Raw genomic sequence first — 20,560 nt, 5'->3', positions numbered from 1 at the left:
TATTTGCTAACTTAGAAGGTTAGAAACAAATTCCTGGTTGTAGTACTCCCCCCGCTGCCCAACACAGAAAATTTTATTGGATTAATATGAATTATAGGACACTAGCAAGTATTTAAGTGCTGTTTGGTTGACTTGTAGTTTTTAAAATAGGTTTATAGTTAATAGCTATATCCAATTGTTGACAATAATATCTAACCTAACCATCATGGCAAGAATAATCGGCCAAGTTGAGTCTCTAAAAACTTTAAAGGCTGAATTGAACAAAAGGAATATCACGAGATTCAGTTCTGTTGGAGATATTAATAGGTTTTGCAAAGAGTTCTCAAAGGAGAAACAAATAGTATTAGAGTCCCAAGAGAATTCCTTAATTGAAGAGATAAAACAAAAGTCCGAAAGAATAAGGGATAACGGAAATAGGCTTGAATTAGTAAGGAACAATGAGATTGGAAGATTAGATGCGAGCATTGAGAATTATAAGAAGAGTAAAGAGAATTTAGAAAAGAAGAGAAGCAGTGCTTTTTTTCTTATCAAGGTGATTTTGTTCTTTAAAATTAGGAAGCTTAATAAAAAGATTTTGTATTTAACAGATAACTATGAGTTGATCATTAATAGTTCTATTAGAGATATTCAGAAAGAAATATATCATGATTCCAATAGTCTTACTTACTTATCAGAAAACAAGCAAAAGGTAATATATGAACGAAGCAAACCCGAAATTAATCAGCTTGAACATGCTAGAAAGGCAATTGATGAACTAAGGCCCTTAATAGCTGGGGCAGTTGGAGAAAGCTTAGTTGAAAAAGAAATAGGAAAATTGTCAGATAATTATGCACTTATAAATGATTATAATCTAAAATTTAGGCATCCAGTCTATAACAGGAAAACTAACGATAGAATATACTCTATTCAGCTTGATCATCTACTTGTCTCGCAAGCAGGTATATTCATATTAGAGACGAAGAACTGGAGCAAGAAATCAATTAATTCCTTCGATCTAAGATCTCCTGTTGATCAAATTATAAGAACAAATTATGCGTTGTTTGTAGTGGCAAACAATAAAATCCGCTTGGATAAACACCACTGGGGAACTAAACAGATACCCATAAGAAGCATAATTGTTATGATTCACTCAAAACCCAAGGAAGAATTCAAATATGTTAAGATTAAGCTGTTGAAAGAACTTAACAGTTACTTAGAGTACTTTGACCCTATTCTTTCCAATAGCGAGGTAGAAAGTGTTGCAAACTCATTACTCAGAAAAGGAAACTAACAAAATATCTCCAACACAATCTAAAAACAATACGGCCCTCGTGCTTAATTCAAAGGGTTCTGTATTTTGGAAGTCTGCACAATCTTTTGAATCTTATAAGATACTGTAAACCTTATACCCAAAGATTGGATTTTTGTTACCGGTACCACCCCCACCCCAGGACCACCAAGAAATACCATACAACGGATATATTTGGACTTTATCGATTTGGTGAATACCAAAACCAATATTTGCTAACTTAGAAGGTTAGAAACAAATCCCTGGTTGTAGTACTCCCCCCGCTGCCCAACACAGAAAATTTTATTGGATTAATAAGAATTATAGGACATTAGGATGTATTTAGGTACTGTCTAGCGGTTCTATAGTTTGCTATAAGTAGTATATCATCAATGATGATATACAATTGTTGGCATTCATATAGACTCACTCATAATAAATCATGGAATTTAAAGGTATAAGTATAGAAGAACAATTAGGAAAAGAATACACTGAACATAAAGTTTTTGATGAACTAAAATCTTATTCAGAATTTTATAATTCTTTGTCATATTCCATAATGAATTGGACTTCACAAGGAACAAAAGCCATTCTGAATTTAGACACCTATACTTATTCGTCTACCAAAGGTACAATCGATTCAATTTCTGAAATTTTAAGTAAAGGAAGAATAAATGATGCTTATGCTTTATTAAGAAAGTATTTTGACTCTACACTAATAAATGTCTACACAAACTTATACCTTAATAATAATTTTAGCATTGACAACTTAATTGTTGAACAAATTGATAATTGGATAAACGGAACTGAGACAATTCCTGAATTTAGAATTATTTCACGCTACATTAAGGAATCTCCAAAACTAAAGCCAATCAGCGATTTATTAAAAAAAGACGATAGATATAAAAAAGTGAGAGAGAAATGTAATGACAATACTCATTATAATTTCTATCATAATGTAATGCTTAATGACAATGAGATTCATAATCCAGAAAGAATAAAACATTTGGATTTATTCTCGTACTTTTTAGAATCTTTATTCATTCAACATTTTGCATATATCTTTTATCTTAATGATCATTATTTTATGTCTAGCGATTATGTTGATTCATTAGATTTAGGATTGTCCCCAGAAGAGGAATCTCAATATTGGGTTGCTCCATTTATTCAAAAAATATTTGATGAAATTATTGTAAAAAAAAGACCCGACATAGCAGCAGAAATTAAAAACAATACTAATACGCAACTAAATTAAAAAATACGAAATGCCAACACCGTATAAAAATAATTGCGGTTTAGTGCTTAATCAAAGGTCGTTGCGTGTTTGTAACGTCTGATTTTCCTTCGGAAAATCCTCGCATACAAACCCGCAACTATTCTTATACATAAACGTTGTAGCTAATACAAAAAAAAGACATCCTACTAAATTGAACGTATGATAAAGAATATAGAACACATTGAAAAAATTAGTTGCTTTGATTCTTTTCAATGGAATGATATCCCTGAATTTCAAAAATACAACTTCATATTTGGCTTTAATGGTTCGGGAAAAACTTCTTTATCAAATATTTTCAACTTAGTAACTTCAAAATCTAACTACTCTGAGGACAAGAAAAAGGAATTATTTCAAGATTTAAAAAATCATGATTCTAGTAAAATAAAAATAGCTACTGGAAACAATCAAAAACTTACATATCCACCTACTGAAAGCCAAAATAATAGGAATGTATTTGTTTTTAATTCCAATTTTATTTCTGACCATGTTTATGATGGAACTAAAGGAAATCTGAAAAAATTCAATGTTTCTTCTACAGAACTTAATGACCCTGAAATAAAGAAAATTACCGATAATATTGAAACTAAGGAAGAAATAATAAAAGGAATTAATAAAAAAATTAAAAAAGCTGAAGAGGACTTCTCTCAAATAAAAAAGGATTATAACTCAGATTTCAGAAAGCATTTCGCAAACAAACAATTATCAATAGATAAAAAGTTACCTGATGCAAGTTCTGTTCCTACTGATTCTGTAGAACAGTTACAAGAGAAACTAAATCTTAAAATTAAAGAGCATAAACTTTCAAAAAATCAAAAAAGCCTTGAAGAAGATATTCAAAGCTTTTCTCAATTGACTTTTCCTCAGATTAAAATTCTTAAATCTGATATTAATAAAGTGTTTCAGGATTCTGTGTCTAAAATAGCAACAGATTCTTTGACAAAGAAAATATCAGATTACCAAGAAATTGTAGAAGAAGATGATGTTAGAAAAGTTGAACCATGGTATAAATTTGGTAATGAGTTGTTCAAAAAGATTAGCTCTATTCAAAACAAAAAATGCCCTCTTTGCGATTCAAATATAAATGATTCTTATATTGATTTAGTCAACTCATTTTCTGCGTATTTCGATAAAGAATATGAGGTTTTTATTACCAAAATTGACGAACAGATTTCTTTAATAGAACAGCAAATCAAAACAATTAAAGAAACCAATACGAATTACGAAAAGCTTTTAAAACTATATATTAAATATTCTGATTTTATCAATCATAGTCCAAGCGAGTTTACAACAATTGAACTTGAAAGATTGCTGAGTGAGATAAAAGACGGATTGAATAAAAAGAAAAACAATTCTAATAAAAACATAACTTTCGATTTCTCTGATATTAGAACTCGTCTAATGAATCACAATCAAGTGATGGAAGAATTAAGTTCATATGTTGAATCCTTAAAAGAAAATTTATTATCAAAGATTAAATCTCCAAGCGAGATAGAATCTACTATTAGAGGCATCTATAAATCATTAGTTTATAAGAGTCTAAACTCTAAATTAAACGGAGTTGAAAAGTACCATTCAAATTGTGAATTACGAATTAAAACAGAAAAAGAAATTGAAGTATTACAGGAAGAAAAAGTTCAAAGGCTCAAAGATTTAAAGCTTGAAGCTAAAAAGGTCGGTGAGTTTTTGATTAGACTTGGTATAAATCACTTTACAATTGATTTAAATGAAGAAAGTGAAGGAGATAATATTCTTGTAAAGTATAAATCTCAATCTCAGATTAAATCACGCTTAAGGAACACATTAAGCGAAGGAGAAAAAACAGCCCTAGCTTTTTCTTATTTTTTAAGTAAAGTTACAATTGAAACCAAGAATCCTAGTCAGACAATCATTGTAATAGACGACCCTATTTCAAGTCTCGATGATAATCGTATTTATAACACTGCATCTTTAATTTACGACACGTTTCATGATTATAAGCAATTATTCATACTAAGCCATAATTTCTTCTTTCTGAAATACATTTACCCATCATTTCGAAAAGGAAAAAGTTGTTATCTCATTTCTAATGGAAATATTGACATTTTACCTAAGAGTTTGCAAAACTTTCAGACTCCTTATTATTATATGATTGAAAGTATAAGTTCTTTTATAGAAGAGAATGATAAAAACTATGATGAAGCAAGGAAATATTTACCAAATTATATAAGAAGAGTTTTAGAAACTTTTTTCAGTTTCAAGTATGCTAAATTAACCAGAGCAAAAAACGTAAACCAATCTCCTGGATTGGATGATTTCATTAAAGATTATATTGACTTTAGCTCATTACCATTAATGACCGTGGATTCTATAACCAATGAAAACATAAAGGATAAGCTTCAAATGATTAACAATGTTTGCGATAATTTTTCACACGGGAATATGCAACAGCTTGAAAACACCAATTTTATAGCTAACCAGACATTAGATTCAATTTCAAAAGACTGCTTGTCAATAATTGATTTTTTTGATGGTATACATTTCCAAATGATAAACGAATTAAATACAGCGGAGGAATAAGTACTGGCTACAACAATGTATAAAAATAATAGCGGTTTAATCCCTAAAACGAAAGTAAGTAAATATAAAAAAGGTCTGTGTTTAACCGAAAAGTTAGTGCGTAAAAATCCGCTACTATTCTTATACTAGACCGTTAGGCACAAGCCTTTTACTACAACCCAACATTTATGAAATTTAAATTTCTAGCCTCCGTGCTATCACTAACATTTTTGTCATGCAATTATTCCCAAAAAGTATTCACATTTAGTGAATATACTATTGAAGATTGTCTCGGTAAATCGAAATCATTTAAACTACCGAGTGGATGGGTGAATACCGAGTCCCACAACGTCAATTATCATGGTTTTGTTGAGCTAATTCAATATCCCGACTCAAGTTATGTAACGATTCTTTGCGCACATCAAACCGAATTAAATCCGGATTTCAATATTGCTAAGGGGTTGCATTCCAGAAGTGAAAAAATTAATGGGACTACAATTATGTATCATAACGTGAACGGAGAACGAAAGGCGGAATTTGACTATGCCTTTGCATCAATGAAAAAATAATGCCAGGGCCCAACAAAACCTATGAAGTAATACGGGCCTGGTCTCCTATCCCTAGTTTTGCCTATATTTATAAAGTCGCAAAATCTTTCCGATTTTGCTTTTGAGATAAAAAAGAAAAAAGAAAACCTAGAGCTTTTGCTTGGTGCGTACAGGAAGGGACAGTGCCTCTCCCCTCCCGCACTACTCATAGCTCATGCCGTTTAAACAGTCAAAACATGAACGAAATAATATGTCCAAATTGTAAAAAGGCTTTTAAAGTCGATGAGGCCGGATTTGCCGATATACTTAAACAAGTTAGAGACCATCAATTTGAGGAAGAACTTAATAACCGACTAGCTCTTGCAGAGAAGGAAAAGGAAAGTGCCGTTAAGCTTGCAGAGGCTAACATTAGAAACTCATTACAAGAACAACTTGCCAAAAAAGATAATGAGCTAACACTCCTAAAAGCTAACAGTGATGCCGATCTAGCTGATAAGTTGGCAAAAAAAGAAGCGGAAATCGCTGAAATGAAATCCAGAATCCAAAATGCAGAAATGGATAAAAAACTGTCGGTCTCAGAGGCGGTTAAAATCATTGAAAAAGAACGTGATAATCTTGCTAATAATTTGAAGATTAAAGAAACCGAGACACAGTTACTTGAAAAGTCGATTAAGGAACAGTTTAGTAACAGACTTATCGCAAAGGATGAAACAATCAAAATGAAAGACGATGAAATTGCTCGTTTAAAAGACTTTAAACAGAAACTTTCAACGAAAATGGTTGGCGAAACCTTGGAACAACATTGTGAAACGGAATTCAACAAACTGAGAGCAACCGCTTTTCAAAACGCCTACTTTGAAAAAGACAATGATTCCAAAACTGGCAATAAGGGCGATTTTATCTATAAAGAAACTGATGATACCGGTAATGAAATCATTTCCATTATGTTCGAGATGAAAAATGAAAATGACGAAACTGCTACAAAAAAAAGAAACGAGGATTTCTTTGCCAAACTGGACAAGGACCGTAAGGATAAGAATTGCGAATATGCCGTTTTAGTATCGCTCTTGGAATCGGAAAATGAATTTTATAATACCGGAATAGTTGATGTTTCACATAGATTTGAAAAAATGTATGTAGTACGGCCTCAATTCTTCATACCAATAATAACACTGCTACGTAATGCAGCTATGAATTCCTTGAAGTACAAAGCAGAACTAAATTTGATGAGAAATCAAAATGTGGATATTACCAATTTTGAGGAGAAAATTGATGCCTTTAGAAAAGGTTTTGCATATAACTACGATTTGGCAAGTCGTAAATTCAAAACTGCCATTGATGAAATAGATAAAACAATTAGTCATCTTCAAAAAACAAAAGATGCACTGTTATCATCGGAGAACAACCTACGCCTGGCGAATAATAAAGCGGATGATCTAACCATAAAAAAATTGACCCACGGTAATCCCACCATGAAAGCAAAGTTTGATGCACTTTCGGATAGGTCTGAAATAGAATAATAAAAATCACCCACATTAAAAGCATAGTAGGCAAAAAACAAAGGCTCCAGCTAAGATTAAAGACCTACCTACCCTATTGGTCTTTGATTAAACCTAGGCCATAATGATACAAAATTGAGATTTACCGCATATAAATATAAGATATTAGGAAGTAGACTTTCCGTTACCAACCAGTTATTTTGGTCAGGTTTTTTAATTTTTGGTTTTGTATTTATTTTAATAATTCTAAACAAAGAATTGCCACTTTTTGAGAACATTCAAGATTTGTTATGGCCGTTTTTTTTGGTGGCGCTAATCCTATTAATAAGCTCAATCTTGTATCAATTTTACGATTTTGAACGAATTGAATCGAAAAAGGATGGCCATATAGAATTTAATGATGACGGGGTTATCATCGATTATTCAAAGAATTTTAACTACTCGGAACTCATCGAAATTCAATTTGGAATAGATGCTTATTATGGAGAAAGAATTAATTTGACTTATAGACATCCCATTGAAAGAAAAAGCCTAGGGATAAAAAATTATATTCTTTTGGTTACGAATTCAGATACTTATAAATTTAATTTTAAACTAGAGAATGAGCTTCACACCAAAGAACTGGAAAACACTATTTTTAAGTTGGTTAAAAGCGAAAAGTTAATAAATATTGATCCAAAAAAATTGATTAAACTGGTTCCATATCGTTTTAAAAAAACCAATGAATATAAAAGTTTTGTATTAAAACAAATTGTAGAAAAAAGAATAAATTGTACTGAGGGCCTTTTGTTACATGGCTATAGTACGGACAAAGAAGCTGCGGAATTAAGAAAAAAATACTGTGTCTAACTCATTTCACATAAAAAGTACTAGTCCTCCCCTTTTGCATTATTGTTATTTATAATTCACTCCAAAAACTACACTGAATAAATTCACTTATACTATGATCTACATAACACAACTTATTTACATGAAAGCGGTAATCATGGCCCCGTACTACTCACAACTAAAACACTGGGCGAAATGATAAAAATAATTTACTTAAAAAGTATACTTCTATGTTTAGCATTGTGCTCCCTGGGCTGTAAAGATCAGGCTTCGGAAAATCCCCTTCCCATTAACGAGGAAATAGCTGCATTAAAAACAATAGGTCAAAAGAATGACTATTTGAAAAAAATATTTCAGGCAGACCAAGATATAAGAGATAGTCAAAGCTCGGGTTTAGTTTTAAAATATGGGCTAGATTCCCCAGAGGTAAAGAGTTTTAATTCCAAAATGGAATCAATAGATGCGCTTAACTTAGAAAAAATTGAATTATACCTAAAGGAATTTGGATATCCAAGTTCGGATTCTGTCACCAGGGCGGCTGCCATGGCACCTTGGATTGTTATCCACCACTCTACGGATGTAGATAAAAGAAAAAGCTTTTTTACTGCTCTATTTCAAGCCTATAATGATGGCTATATAAATTTAGACCAGTTCGAATTATATTTGGGCAGGACATACAAATTGGAGTTCGGAACTTATCCTTTTGGCGAGGGAGCTTATGACCCCACAGAAAAAATAAACAGACTTATTAAAGAGCTAGGGCTGAAAAAATAAAATAGCAGAACATCAACGAAACCAATTAAAAGTACTGGTCCTCCCCTCTTGGTGTATTATTATTTCTAGCCACCCCAAAAACAACACTGAATAAATTCACTCATACTATGATCTACATAACACAACTTATTTACGTTATAGCCGGACAGGAAGAAATATTTCATCAGTTTGAGGATATAGCCATTCCCACCATTTTAAAATATAATGGTAGACTTACACTAAGAATAAGACCCACAGAGGAATCCATCATTGAAAAAAATATGGAGAAACCTTATGAAATTCATTTGGTGGAGTTTAATACCTTAGAAGATTTTGACAATTTTAAACAAGACGAGGAGCGTAAAAAGTTCCTGCACTTAAAAGAAAAGTCGATCCAATCTTCCATTTTAATCCAGGGAACTAAATTATAGTAGTTGCTTATTTCCCCAACCAGGCATCAAACCAATCAAAAGCATCGGTTTGCATCCGGACATCAAACTTATGTCCGCCATCATAAAATTTTCCTTTATACTTTTCCGCATGGCCAGCTTTTGAAAAGACCGTGGCGAGTATGCCATCGGCTTTTTTCATTTCGGGCAGGGTATACAATTGGTCATGGTTATTGCTCTGCACCATGGTAGGAAGGGGTACCCGCAGCCCCAAAATTTCAGGAAAATCCAGATAATTTGCCAAGCTCGGGGTATAGGTCATCCAGGTGTGGGTATAGGCCTTGTTCAATAAAAAATCTTTCCAAGTGCTCATAAATCCTACGCATACGGCACATTTTATCCGAGCATCCATACCTCCCAAATAAACAGTCCGCAGTCCCCCGCCCGAGAGTCCACCGCAACCAATACGCTCCGCATCCACGTCCTTTCTGGCACTGAGAATATCCAAGGCAATACGGTCTTCGGCCAATACCATCCCGGGGTAGGTGGTACCGGCGGACAATAGGGATTTTGCCATAAGGTGTTCATGGTGGCCGGCCCATTCGTTATAGGCTTCTATATTCCTGACATCTTCGGCATTTTCATCTGTACGGTCTTCCGCTTTCAACGCTCCCCATTCAATACCGGCCATATCTTCATAGTACACCCGCCGGCTTGCAAAGGAAAAGGCATCATGTACCAAAACGGCATAGCCCCTTTTGGCGATCTCGTTGGCCCATGCCCTACCCTCGTAATCTCTTTTTTGGTGGGCTTCTATAAGCGGGTGCTGGGTATCCGAAGTCTTGGTGATCTTTCTTTTGCCAAAGTATTTTTTGCCGGCATGGTCGTGCAGGGCCAAAATGGCGGGCAATTTGCCTGTACTGTTTTGGGGTTTTAAAAATATGGCTTCCACAGGTCTTCCATAGGGCAATTTCCAGGTAAGTTCCTCTATGTGAAGTCCGTCATAACTGTATGTCCTTTTAATGGTAACGGGTATGGCATCTTTTATCAAAGGCTCTGCAATCTGTTCCTGGGCCTTGGCATGGGCGCTCGGTTTCCAATCCTCTATTTTGGACCAAAGGTCGTTCCGGAAGGACAGCTTGGGAGGATCTTGCATTTGCGAAGCCAGCCATGGGCCGTATTGGCCAATAAGGCTTTTTGGGATATCTTTATTCATTGGGATATGATTTGTGGTTGGTACTATATTGTTGAATGTGGCGCTCATGGTGCCGGGCAAGAGTGGCAAGGCCACTGTAGCCAGTGCGGTCTTGGAAATAAAGGCTCTTCTGGAACCTTGGATTTCGGTATCCGTAGTGTTGGTTTTTTTCATTTTCTAAAATAATTCGTGGGACGTCTAAAGTTACCAATTATTTCCAATTATTTGATACCGTTAGTTCTGGAGTGTTGAGGGGTTGGCGGGCTGTTGTGCCGGAAAATCATTTTCCGGTATTGAATACTGTGGAGTACATCTTAAAAGTAAGTAGTAATGTCCATCCACTTCCGTAGTAGAGATGACATGGCCCTAACCTGCGGGGAGTCATAGGGTTGTACGCTTAGAAATCTAAAACGACTTGGGTAAAATGAAGGTATAATTTTACACTACCAAAGCTCCAAGCCTATTGCTTTGGGTGCTACCACTAATCATTTAAATAGTGGTGCTTCCAGCTGGTGGCAATAAGCTTTGAATCATTTACATTTTAATATGCATGTCAAAACTAGCTGCCGATTGAATTACCTTTTCTACCATCTCTGGGGCCACGGATTTCATTTGGGCATCCTTTTCTTCTTCCGATATTCCCATCTCTTCAAAGAATCCCCTAAATCCCTTGGGACTGTGAATGTTGATCAGCTTGGATGGTTTATTGCTCACATTTTCAAAGGTATGTAAGGTATTGGGCGGAATGTCTATGACTTCTCCAGCCCTTAAAGTCTTTATTTCCCCATCAATAAAAAATTGTACTTCGCCATCAATGACCATAAATGATTCATTGTAGGATTGGTGGGTATGTGGTGGTGGACCTTGTACCTTTGCAGGGGTTTCTATAACCGCTAAATCGTAATTTCCCGTAGTATCGTGAGTAGTTATCTTATGTCCTACTACCCATTTTGAATATCCATTTTTCATATATGAGATTTTTGTCTCATAAATATAAAATATAATTTTGACTTCAGCAAATTTTATAAGATATTTGTCTCATGAAAAAGGATTACATCCAAACCGGGAGAATTAACCAAAAGTTGGAAACAAGGCATAAAATCCTTGAAAGTGCCAAACAATTGGTCCGTAAGGGAATAGATTTTAATCTCGAAGATGTTGCCAATAATGCCGAAATTTCCAGGGCCACCATTTATAGATATTACCCCAATTTAGAAATCCTCTCCTATGAGGTAGGAATAGACATTGGTACCAAAACTCCTGAAGACATCATTGAAGATCTTAAGGACTGTTCGCTAAATGATATGCTAATGGGTATCCAAAATTATTACAATGAGCACGCGGTAAACAATGAAAATGCTTTTAGAAAATATTTGAGCGCGGTACTGACATCGGCTTCTGAAAAGAAACGTGGTGCAAGACGGAACAGGACACTACAGCTCGCTTTGATGAAATCCGACATAAGACCCAAGGAAAAAAAAGATTTAGTGCACCTTCTGGCCATCTTAATGGGAATAGAACCTCTTATTGTTGCCAAGGACGTCTCTGGATTGGATAACCAAGAATTTAAAGAACTAATGAATTGGGGAATGAAGTTAGTCTTAAAAGGTTTCTTTGATGGTAAAGAAACAAAGTAAATCGTTTGAACAATAATTAACCCATTCATTGGGTATCCTCCAAAAGTTGTAGGGAAGTGGGCCAAAAACAATGGATCCCTTAGGTCCAAGGGATGGACCCGTAAATACATCGCAACTTCACGAAAATCAATTGGATGTAAAGCATAATTCATAATCCACTACCCTACTTATACCCAGCCCACTATGAATTATTTTCAACATAAAACCATTTTAGTTTCCAAAAAACCTTAAAAAAGCAGAATATTGAGCGATTTTTTTTAATCTTTATCAAAATATAATGATGTAAGAGCAATGACATTAGACTACCCCTCGATATTGTTTTTTCTTGCCCTGAACAATTTATTTATCATGGCACTGTTCATCTATCAATATTTTTATCATCACAAACAATGGTATTTGTTGCTGGTTGCACTGGGTATTACGTTACAGACCAGTGCCATTATTCTCTATGGCAATAGGGATGTTTTACCACCCTTGCTTACCTTGCGTTTAAACAATTTCTTTTTAGTGGCCTGTTTTGCATTGACATCCTTTGGACTTATTTCTTTTGATGGAAAAGTCCGAAAAAAACTTTTGCGGTTATTTATTGTTTCCGGTCTTCTATTTTATGCCGCCATTTTGTTATTTGAAGATAACTTCACCATTATAAGTATTATAAGAATTGTTTCCTGTTCATTTTTCTATGCTATTGGTGCTTTTTATCTGTTCGTAAATAAAAGGAAATACAAATTTTCCATCCTTTTAAGTGGTGTTCTCTTGTTATATTCCTTATTCCAGCTTTTTCGTGCTTTTAAGGTATTCCAATTGGGCGAGTCCTATGTTTTCCTCCAAAATTCTACTTTCAATAACTGGTTTTTAATAATTTCTATTCTTGTAATTAGTTCTATTAGTATAGGTTTTATAATGCTTTTAAAGGAAATAGATCAAAAGACCATACTACGGAAGAATAAAATCATTGAACAGGATAAACGTAAGTTGGAAGCCTTACACCAAACCCAAAATAAATTATTCTCCATTATTGCGCATGACCTAAGGAGTCCGTTTATCAATATCCTAGGCCTTTCCGATATACTCATGGACAATGTAAAGAAGTCTGCCGATCCGGAATCTGAAAAATGTACCGAGCTGATAAATACCACTGCCAAAAACACCCTCAATTTACTCGACAATCTATTAAATTGGGCAAAATCACAGACCGGAGAACTGGGTTTCAGTCCAGAAAAAATTCAACTTTCTGAAGTAATACAAGAAATCATAGGCCTTAAAATGGCGAATGCAAAATCCAAAAACATTTCCTTAAAATATTCCCCCTCCAATGACATTGAATTAATTACCGACAAAAATATTTTGGGAACCATTTTACGAAACCTCATTGCCAATGCCATAAAGTTCACCAACTACGGAGGGCATATAGAAGTGGTTACCTCGGCCAATGGGCAGCAGGTGGAAATTTCCATTAACGACAATGGGGTTGGTATGACTGCAGAAACCATTCGTAAAATTTTCGACCTTTCCACCAATGTTACCTTACCTGGTACGGCCAACGAAAATGGCTCTGGTCTGGGCTTGGTACTTTGTAAGGAATTTGTGGAAAAATTGAATGGCAAACTTTGGGTGGAAAGTGAAGTAGGAAAAGGGAGTAATTTTAAATTTACCTTGCCTTTAGCCACCGTTGATCCACCAAAATAAATAAGCCGCCCAAGTCTTCCTGAGCGGCCTATTTGGTTAAAAAGGGAGAATGCTTAATTACATCCCTTGCAATTACAGGAACTGCCGCAATTACAGTTTTCGCATGTACAATTTGGCTTTCCGCAACTCTGTTTAATGTTTTGGGCAATGCTGTTTAATTTTAATTCTGATTTCATGATTTTAGTTTTTAAAAATTTTATAGGCCAAAGGTAGCATCAGGATGGCCTTTAAATTTTACATCACTTTGGGAAAGACTTACAGAATTTTGGGTTTATATCTGGTCGAGCAATTTTCGCTTGTTAGAACCCACGCGTTTGAAATGGGAAGGAGTTAGTCCACTAATTTTTTTAAACTGGTTGGAGAGATGGGCAACGCTGCTATACTCCATTTCAAAAGCTATTTCCGACAAGGTCATTTCTTTATATACCAGTAGTTCCTTAACTTTTTCAATGCGTTGATCAATGAAATAATTTTCAATAGTACGGCCTTCCACTGATGAAAAAAAACTGCTTAAATAAGTATATTCGTGATGCAGCTGTTCTGATAGAAAAACAGAGAGCTTCATTTTATGTTCATTTGGACCAACTTCCTTCCTCGCCTTCATTATTACCAATTGTTTTATTTTTTCAACCAACCCATTCATCCGATTATCAATCAATTGAAGCCCTATTTGATTGAGATTGGTGCTCAGCAGTTCATTTTGTTCCTTGGTAAGGCTTTCCGATAAGTGAATTTCTCCAATACTAACTTGATCGAACGATATGGATAAATCCAACAAAATATCCCTAACCGCAAGTATGCAGCGATGACATACCATGTTTTTTACAAACAATATATTAGTGGCCATAATTGTAAATTAAAATAAGATACTTTGATAAATAGTCTTCCTTAATTGACTTCCATATTGGACAATTGATTCCTTAAATAAATATCTAGACAGTTTGACGAACAAAAATATATATCGTTCCGCGTTGGATGCTTTATGGCTTGGTTCGTATCCAATATCAACATTCTACAAACGCTATCTATAAAAACCGAATTTATATTTTCGTTGCTTAATTCATACAATTCCACAAGGCCCGTTATATTTTTGAAGCTGTGTTTCCCCATTGATTTGAGATTACTTTGAGGCTTATCAGAAAGTGATTCGATAAACTCTACCGAACACCAATAAGTACCAGGGTTTGCTTTGGCTGCAATTCTAGAAGTAAGATTAATAGCAGAACCAAAATAGCTATCATGCCTTTTTAAAACCTTACCGTAATGTAGTCCACCATGAACCAGAAGAAAATTATGTTCTTTGGATGTAGTGTTAATTATATTCATCGCGGTGGCAAGTAAAAAATCGGCAGAGGTTGAAACAATCATCAATTCATCTCCTGTGCGCTCCTGGATATGGGTATCCCCCACAAGACAATCTTTCACAATTGCTATATACCTATCAATTAAATCTGCCGCCGAAACAGCACCATGCGTTTCTGTAAGAGCGGTATAACCAGACAAGTCGGAAATTAGAATGCAGATATCCTCTTCCATACCAATTAGTATATATAAAGTATTAACCCTCAGGGCAAGCCTGTCTGCCGACAAAGGCAGGCCCTGAACCCAATAATAGGAATCGACCCAAGGATCGAGCTATTGAACCTAGATCCCGCCGAAAAAGGCGGGATTAGTTCAACTTGCAATTTTAAGTGCGTCTTACCGACTTCTTAAAATAGAGTCTCACTAATAAAGTTACAATTATTTTAACTCCTTATTTTAAACTTAACAACTTAATTTTCAATAAATTATTTCTCGAAGATCTCCTAAATTCATCGGGTTTTTTTATTAAAATCCAAGCCCTGCACATTGCAATTGTGTTATAATTATTTCGGTTGATTCAATTTTCAGCCGTCACAGCAAAATCTTCTACTACAGCAGACTTTGCATCAGCTTTTTAATATCATTATCAGCATAGATTTTCTGTACCAAATCTACATAGAGGTCTGTGAATTGCTTGTTCTTAATAAGATCTCCAAACAGGGATTCCTGCCGAATAAAAGCCAGTGGGTCGGTTTGCGTCTTTTGGGCTGCCTGCTGTAGCTGCACACCCATAGCGTCTATTATTTCTAACGGTTGTCCATTTTTATCGAGTCCCTTATCACTATAGTAGCACCAAGCGGCAATTACCAAGGTGGCCAACTTAATGCTTCCTTTACCCGATAAATTTTCTTGGAGGGTCGGGATCAAAAATTTGGGCAATTTGGCAGAACTTTCCGAACAAATACGGCTAACACTGTCCTTGATGTTGGGATTGGCAAAGCGTTCTTGCAGACTGTTTTTGTATTCATGAAGATCTATCCCCTTCACTTCTTCCAAAACCGGACTTACCTCTTTATCCATAAATGCCCTGAGGTAGGTAACAAAAGTTTGGTCTTCCATACAGGCATTGATGGTTTTATGCCCGTGAATGGCACCTAGAATACCCAGAACGGAATGTCCAGCATTCAATAGGCGGAGTTTCATTTCTTCGTATGGTTTTACATCGGGTACGAACTGCACCCCTACCTTTTCGAAATCAGGACGACCATTCGAGAATTTATCCTCAATTACCCATTGTATAAAGGGCTCGCAAGTTACCGGCCACTCATCATTTATGCCGTGGGTTTTCTCCAAATATTCAATGTCCGATGGACTTGTAACCGGGGTTATACGGTCTACCATACTATTCGGAAAACATACTTCCTTTTCAATCCATTCGGCCAAGGCCATATCCTGGCTACGGGCAAAAGTTAACAACATCTTGCGTGCAACATCCCCATTGTGTTGAATATTGTCGCAAGACATAACGGTAAACGCTGATAGGCCCGCATCCCTTCGTTTTTTAAGAGCTGCCGTTAAATATCCATATACGGTTTTAGGACTATCGGGATGTTTTAATTCATGTTGGATGTCCGGATTGTCAAAATCAAATTCCCCAGTGGTGGGATTAAAATTATAACCTCCTTCGGTAATGGTCAGGGATACAATTTTTGTGTCGGGACTTGCCATGATATCCAGAACGGCCTCGGTCTTATCCACCCCCAGTTTAAAATCGCTTATGGAACCCATAATTTGTGGTTCTATCCTGCCATCGGGATGTTTTACGATAAGCGTATAAAGTTCGTCTTGTTTTTGAAGTACGTCATGTATTTTTCTATCCCCTTCGCGTAAACCTATGCCACAAATACTCCAGCCTTCGGCACCGAACCCTTCCATAAGCTTATGCGTGTAAAAAGCTTGATGTGCTCTATGAAACCCTCCTACCCCAATATGTACCAATCCTACTTTCTGTGCATCGCGATCATAAGTAGGAACTGGAATACGGTTGCCCAATTGAGCCAAATTTTTCTGGTTAAGTAGTAGCGTATTTTTCATTAGAGTTTAGCTTTTTTTGATTTTATACGTAGCAATGCCCAATAGGCCGTCACGAAATAAATGATGGTGCAAATAAATGCATATCTGTAAAATATTTCCCGATTTTCGAGGTACATTTTTTCATCGTCACTACCAAATAAAACTACAGCGGCAAGCACCAAGGTGATGACCAGGACTATGATCGCTGTGGTTTTAAGTACCTTGGAAAATAAGGATACAACTACAATGGGCTTGGCCTCTGTTTTGGCCTGTTGCTCTTGAAACTTGGCAATTTCCTGATTCCTAACTAGTTCCTGCTGTTCAGCCTCCGGATATTTCTTCTTGGCACCATAACGGCCCGCTAAAAACGTATATACCAAGATAGTGAAAATCCAAGTGGGAATAAATAGGTAAAAGAAGGACATTACATTAAGTGCATTAAGTCCAAAACCAAATACCAAGCCCAAGCCCCAAGAGGCAACTGCAGGGGTACTAAAGGTTAATTGGCGATAGGAAGACCAATAACGCGTATATCCTATCCTGGGGAAGATTTGATGTTCGGCAAATACAATGGCCCCTACCGGTACCACCAACAGACCGGCATAGGTAAGCAGTGGAAGTATTTGCGAAAATACAAACGGAAAGCAGGCTATGGCTATGGTTACCATTCCCACTACTATGGTCGTTTTTTTTCGGGAATGGTTATAGAAAATGGCCTGAGCGGCCAAGCCAGCCCTATAGAGGTTAGTTATGGCCGTGGTCCATCCCGCAACAATAACGATGACAAATCCTGACCAACCCAAGGCGTAATAGGCAACATCACCTGGATCCAGTTCTACAATTGCCTTACCTAGGATTACTGCTGTTCCCGCCCCCATAATACCGGCAGCGATCCAGGCCACGTAATGCCCGAACATCATGCCTGTACTGGTAGCCAGACCATAGGATTTTTTCTTGGCGAAACGCAATAGCGCCATATCTATAAGCCCGAAATGGGTAATGGTATTGGCGGCCCAAGCAAAGCCGATGACTTCTATCAACCCTATTCCCGGTTCCCCGTCACTATCCGTTCCTGTCCATATGGATTGATCGCCCAAACTTATAAAATCGTTCCAACCATTGGGTAAAGTTTTTTCCAAAACGTCCAAGGACAATGCTGGTAAAAGCACCATGGCACCACTGGTGAACATGACGAACAACCATGGGGCGCAGAGACCGGAAAATTCGGAAACAGCGTTAAAACCGTATAGCGCTATAGAAACCACCACGATACCCACACACAATACTATCAAAATAAACCACATATTGGTAGGGTACCAATTGAGTTGGGCAGGGATATCAAAGGCAAATCTAACTGCGGTAGCGGAAACCGTTACCATAGCTGCAGATATGACCGAAAAGATAATGACATTGGCCCAATTATAGAGTTTGGTCATGGAATCCCCGGCAATCTTGTTGAGATAGGTATATAAGCTTAAACGGGTATCCACTGCAATGGGAGAAGTAATGAATGTCCAACTAAGAACGGCCAATACATTCCCGATCAATAGGCCCAATAAAATATCCATTGTTTTTGCACCAAGGGCAACAAAGGTAGCTCCAATGACGAACTCTGTTGCCGCTACGTGCTCCGCGGCATATAGTCCGGCAAAATGGGTCCAATCATGTAACTTATGTTTGGCAACGGGTAATTGTTCCTCGTTTAAGTCTTTTAATTGTTTAAATTCTTTGGTCGTATCCATATTTTGTGGTGGTTATAGTAATGGTATTATGGTTATTTATTGTGAGAAGGTCAATACACAATTATGAACTTTTTGACGGTTTGCAATATAAGGTTACAATGTATAATAATTAAATTTAGAGGCTTAAGTTTTAAATAAATTAACAAAAAGGGCTCCAATATTGTGGAACCCTTAATAATTCACTCTAAAATGTTTTAATAGGAATCGGACGGACTCTAATGGTTAAGGTTGGAATCGATCTTATCCCAACTTTTCTGCAATACTATTGTCTGCATTGGTACTTACTCCATTAGTTTCAACAAACGCTCCACCAAGGCCTTGGCAAAGGCAGCGTCGTTGATATGGGCGTCTACTTCCATGACGGGCACATGCCCGTCGGCGCTTTCCTTGATGGCCCCGAACAGGGCCGAATCCGCTTCGGGATCATAGAAAATATCCCCTTCGCTGTCGATCTGCGATATGCCCTTTAGCGGCAGGAGGATCTCCACAGGGGCCTTGGCCCCTATTAGCTTGTCCACCAACTGTTTCCCTAGGGTTTCGTTCTCGCTGACATTGGTCCGCATCAGGGTCACGTCCGGTGCCCAACTATAGAGCTGTCGCGACCTGTACTTTTCGGGAAGCGTGTCCATTTGTGCAAAATTTACCATGTCCAGGCAGCCTGGTACCACGATCTGGGGGATCCCCATTTCCGTGGCTGCCGTCAATCGGTCAGGGCCCGCGCTCAAAATGCCCCCGCAAAGTTCATCGGCAAGTTCGGTGGTGGTAACGTCCAGCACCGCATCAAAGACCCCTTCACGGATCAGTGATTCCATGGTGGCCCCGCCCACTCCGGTGGCATGGAAGGCCATGACCTCGTAGCCCTTGGCCCTTAACAATTCGGTGCACTTGTCCACGCATTTGGTCGTGTTTCCGAACATACTGATGGCGATGCTCCTTTGGGTCTCCTCCGCGGCGTCTACCTTGGTGTCAGACATGGCTGTGATCGCCGATGCCGCCTGTCGTATCAACAGTCTACTGATACTGTTGAGGCCGGCCACGTCCACTACCGACGACATCAGGGTAATATCCTTGACCCCTATCTGCCGGGAAAGGTCCTTGGCCACTACCGTGCTAAGGCAGAATTTGGGGATGCCCAAGGGCACTGCCTGCATGGCCTCCAGGATGATATAGGTTCCACCGCCACCGCCCATGCCGATGACGCCCTTGATCCGGTCACTAGAAGCAAGGTCCGCCAGGATGGAAGCGGCACCTTTTCCCATCAGCTCCACTGCCCTGCCCCGGTCATTGGATTTTCGGATAGCCTCCAAGCTCGTGCCCGAGGCTTTCGCCACGGCGTCCTGATCCACATCGATGGGGAAATCAACGGAAGTCTCCATGACCCCGGTGTTTATAGTAATCACTTGCTGGCCCAACGCCTTGATACTTTTTAGGAGATAGGAAAAATCCTCCCCCTTGGTATCAAAGCAGCCCAACATTACTATGCTTTTATCGGAAATCGCCACAAGCTTTTATTTTGGTTGAACGTTGAAGTCGAACACCACTACCCGCTCCAATTTTGGTACTACCAATTCCTTGACCTTCTCGTGTATGGGGTGCGGAAGATAGGCCTCCCTGGATTCAGGGCTGTCGAAGCTCATGATAAAGCCATGGGTATAGCCATCGTTCAGCCCTTCCGTACTGTCATAGGGCCCGTGCTCCATCTCCAACAGTCCCGGTATCTTGCCTACCATGGCCTGCATGGTGGCAAAACAATTCTCGATCTCGGCCTCGCTTATCCCTTCCTTGAACTGGAACATTCCGTAATGTCTGGTCATAATTCTGTGTTTT

18 protein-coding genes are annotated in these 20,560 nt (G+C 37.5%); 10 read left to right on the top strand and 8 right to left on the bottom strand.

All coding sequences use genetic code 11. The features are described 5' to 3' along the window. The first annotated feature begins 205 nt into the window (after nt 1–205). The 8 genes from BUA60_RS06170 to BUA60_RS06130 all read left to right on the top strand — a co-directional run bounded on the left by BUA60_RS06170 (nt 206) and on the right by BUA60_RS06130 (nt 9,137). Nucleotides 206–1,270 (top strand): nuclease-related domain-containing protein, encoded by a 1,065-nt coding sequence (locus tag BUA60_RS06170; protein ID WP_072860908.1) that lies wholly within the window; start codon nt 206–208, stop codon nt 1,268–1,270. 439 nt (nt 1,271–1,709) lie between these two features. Continuing rightward, nucleotides 1,710–2,522 carry a hypothetical protein gene (locus tag BUA60_RS06160; protein ID WP_072860906.1) on the top strand — a complete coding sequence of 271 codons (813 nt, stop codon included), beginning with the start codon at nt 1,710–1,712 and terminating at the stop codon, nt 2,520–2,522. A gap of 180 nt (nt 2,523–2,702) precedes the next feature. After that, nucleotides 2,703–5,099, top strand: a complete 2,397-nt coding sequence (locus BUA60_RS06155; RefSeq protein WP_072860905.1) for an AAA family ATPase — start codon at nt 2,703–2,705, stop codon at nt 5,097–5,099. 167 nt (nt 5,100–5,266) lie between these two features. Next, on the top strand, nt 5,267–5,647 hold the full coding sequence (locus tag BUA60_RS06150) for a hypothetical protein (protein ID WP_072860904.1): 381 nt from the start codon (nt 5,267–5,269) through the stop codon (nt 5,645–5,647). A gap of 215 nt (nt 5,648–5,862) precedes the next feature. After that, nucleotides 5,863–7,146 carry a DUF2130 domain-containing protein gene (locus BUA60_RS06145; RefSeq protein WP_072860903.1) on the top strand — a complete coding sequence of 428 codons (1,284 nt, stop codon included), beginning with the start codon at nt 5,863–5,865 and terminating at the stop codon, nt 7,144–7,146. A 315-nt stretch (nt 7,147–7,461) separates the two neighbouring features. Beyond that, the gene (locus tag BUA60_RS06140) at nt 7,462–7,974 is read left to right on the top strand and encodes a hypothetical protein (RefSeq protein ID WP_143153137.1); all 513 of its coding nucleotides are present in this window, start codon (nt 7,462–7,464) and stop codon (nt 7,972–7,974) included. A 174-nt stretch (nt 7,975–8,148) separates the two neighbouring features. Next, nucleotides 8,149–8,727 carry a hypothetical protein gene (locus BUA60_RS06135; protein ID WP_143153136.1) on the top strand — a complete coding sequence of 193 codons (579 nt, stop codon included), beginning with the start codon at nt 8,149–8,151 and terminating at the stop codon, nt 8,725–8,727. Between the two features lie 107 nt (nt 8,728–8,834). Beyond that, on the top strand, nt 8,835–9,137 hold the full coding sequence (locus BUA60_RS06130; protein WP_072860900.1) for a DUF1330 domain-containing protein: 303 nt from the start codon (nt 8,835–8,837) through the stop codon (nt 9,135–9,137). A 7-nt stretch (nt 9,138–9,144) separates the two neighbouring features. Here BUA60_RS06130 and BUA60_RS06125 read toward each other — a convergent pair whose 3' ends face one another. Then, nucleotides 9,145–10,464: a prolyl oligopeptidase family serine peptidase gene (locus BUA60_RS06125; protein WP_178346972.1), complete on the bottom strand. Its 1,320-nt coding sequence runs from the start codon at nt 10,462–10,464 to the stop codon at nt 9,145–9,147. A gap of 360 nt (nt 10,465–10,824) precedes the next feature. Further along, nucleotides 10,825–11,259, bottom strand: a complete 435-nt coding sequence (locus BUA60_RS06120; protein ID WP_072860899.1) for a cupin domain-containing protein — start codon at nt 11,257–11,259, stop codon at nt 10,825–10,827. Nucleotides 11,260–11,330: 71 nt separating this feature from the next. Here BUA60_RS06120 and BUA60_RS06115 point away from each other — a divergent pair, with 71 nt between their 5' ends. After that, complete coding sequence (locus tag BUA60_RS06115; RefSeq protein WP_072860898.1) at nt 11,331–11,927, top strand: TetR/AcrR family transcriptional regulator; 597 nt, start codon at nt 11,331–11,333, stop codon at nt 11,925–11,927. Nucleotides 11,928–12,275: 348 nt separating this feature from the next. Beyond that, nucleotides 12,276–13,616 carry a sensor histidine kinase gene (locus BUA60_RS06110; RefSeq protein WP_178346971.1) on the top strand — a complete coding sequence of 447 codons (1,341 nt, stop codon included), beginning with the start codon at nt 12,276–12,278 and terminating at the stop codon, nt 13,614–13,616. Nucleotides 13,617–13,887: 271 nt separating this feature from the next. Here BUA60_RS06110 and BUA60_RS06105 read toward each other — a convergent pair whose 3' ends face one another. From BUA60_RS06105 to BUA60_RS23185, 6 genes are all read right to left on the bottom strand, one after another. After that, nucleotides 13,888–14,463 (bottom strand): helix-turn-helix domain-containing protein, encoded by a 576-nt coding sequence (locus BUA60_RS06105; RefSeq protein ID WP_072860896.1) that lies wholly within the window; start codon nt 14,461–14,463, stop codon nt 13,888–13,890. Between the two features lie 41 nt (nt 14,464–14,504). Next, nucleotides 14,505–15,152: an adenylate/guanylate cyclase domain-containing protein gene (locus tag BUA60_RS06100; RefSeq protein ID WP_143153135.1), complete on the bottom strand. Its 648-nt coding sequence runs from the start codon at nt 15,150–15,152 to the stop codon at nt 14,505–14,507. A 375-nt stretch (nt 15,153–15,527) separates the two neighbouring features. Next, the gene (locus BUA60_RS06095; RefSeq protein ID WP_072860894.1) at nt 15,528–17,012 is read right to left on the bottom strand and encodes a mannitol dehydrogenase family protein; all 1,485 of its coding nucleotides are present in this window, start codon (nt 17,010–17,012) and stop codon (nt 15,528–15,530) included. After that, nucleotides 17,012–18,733, bottom strand: coding sequence for a purine-cytosine permease family protein (locus BUA60_RS06090; RefSeq protein ID WP_072860893.1), 1,722 nt, complete (start codon nt 18,731–18,733; stop codon nt 17,012–17,014). The genes BUA60_RS06095 and BUA60_RS06090 overlap by 1 nt, the downstream gene beginning before the upstream one ends. A gap of 281 nt (nt 18,734–19,014) precedes the next feature. Continuing rightward, complete coding sequence (locus BUA60_RS06085; protein WP_072860892.1) at nt 19,015–20,208, bottom strand: Tm-1-like ATP-binding domain-containing protein; 1,194 nt, start codon at nt 20,206–20,208, stop codon at nt 19,015–19,017. Nucleotides 20,209–20,241: 33 nt separating this feature from the next. Continuing rightward, nucleotides 20,242–20,560: Dabb family protein (locus BUA60_RS23185; RefSeq protein WP_218587907.1), on the bottom strand; the 319-nt coding region annotated here is incomplete at its 5' end.

The sequence above is a fragment of the Arenibacter palladensis genome (assembly GCF_900129275.1).
GTDB classification, from domain to species: domain Bacteria; phylum Bacteroidota; class Bacteroidia; order Flavobacteriales; family Flavobacteriaceae; genus Arenibacter; species Arenibacter palladensis.
The sequence above is the reverse complement of the archived record's forward strand: the minus strand, read 5'-3'. Positions and strand labels throughout refer to the sequence as shown.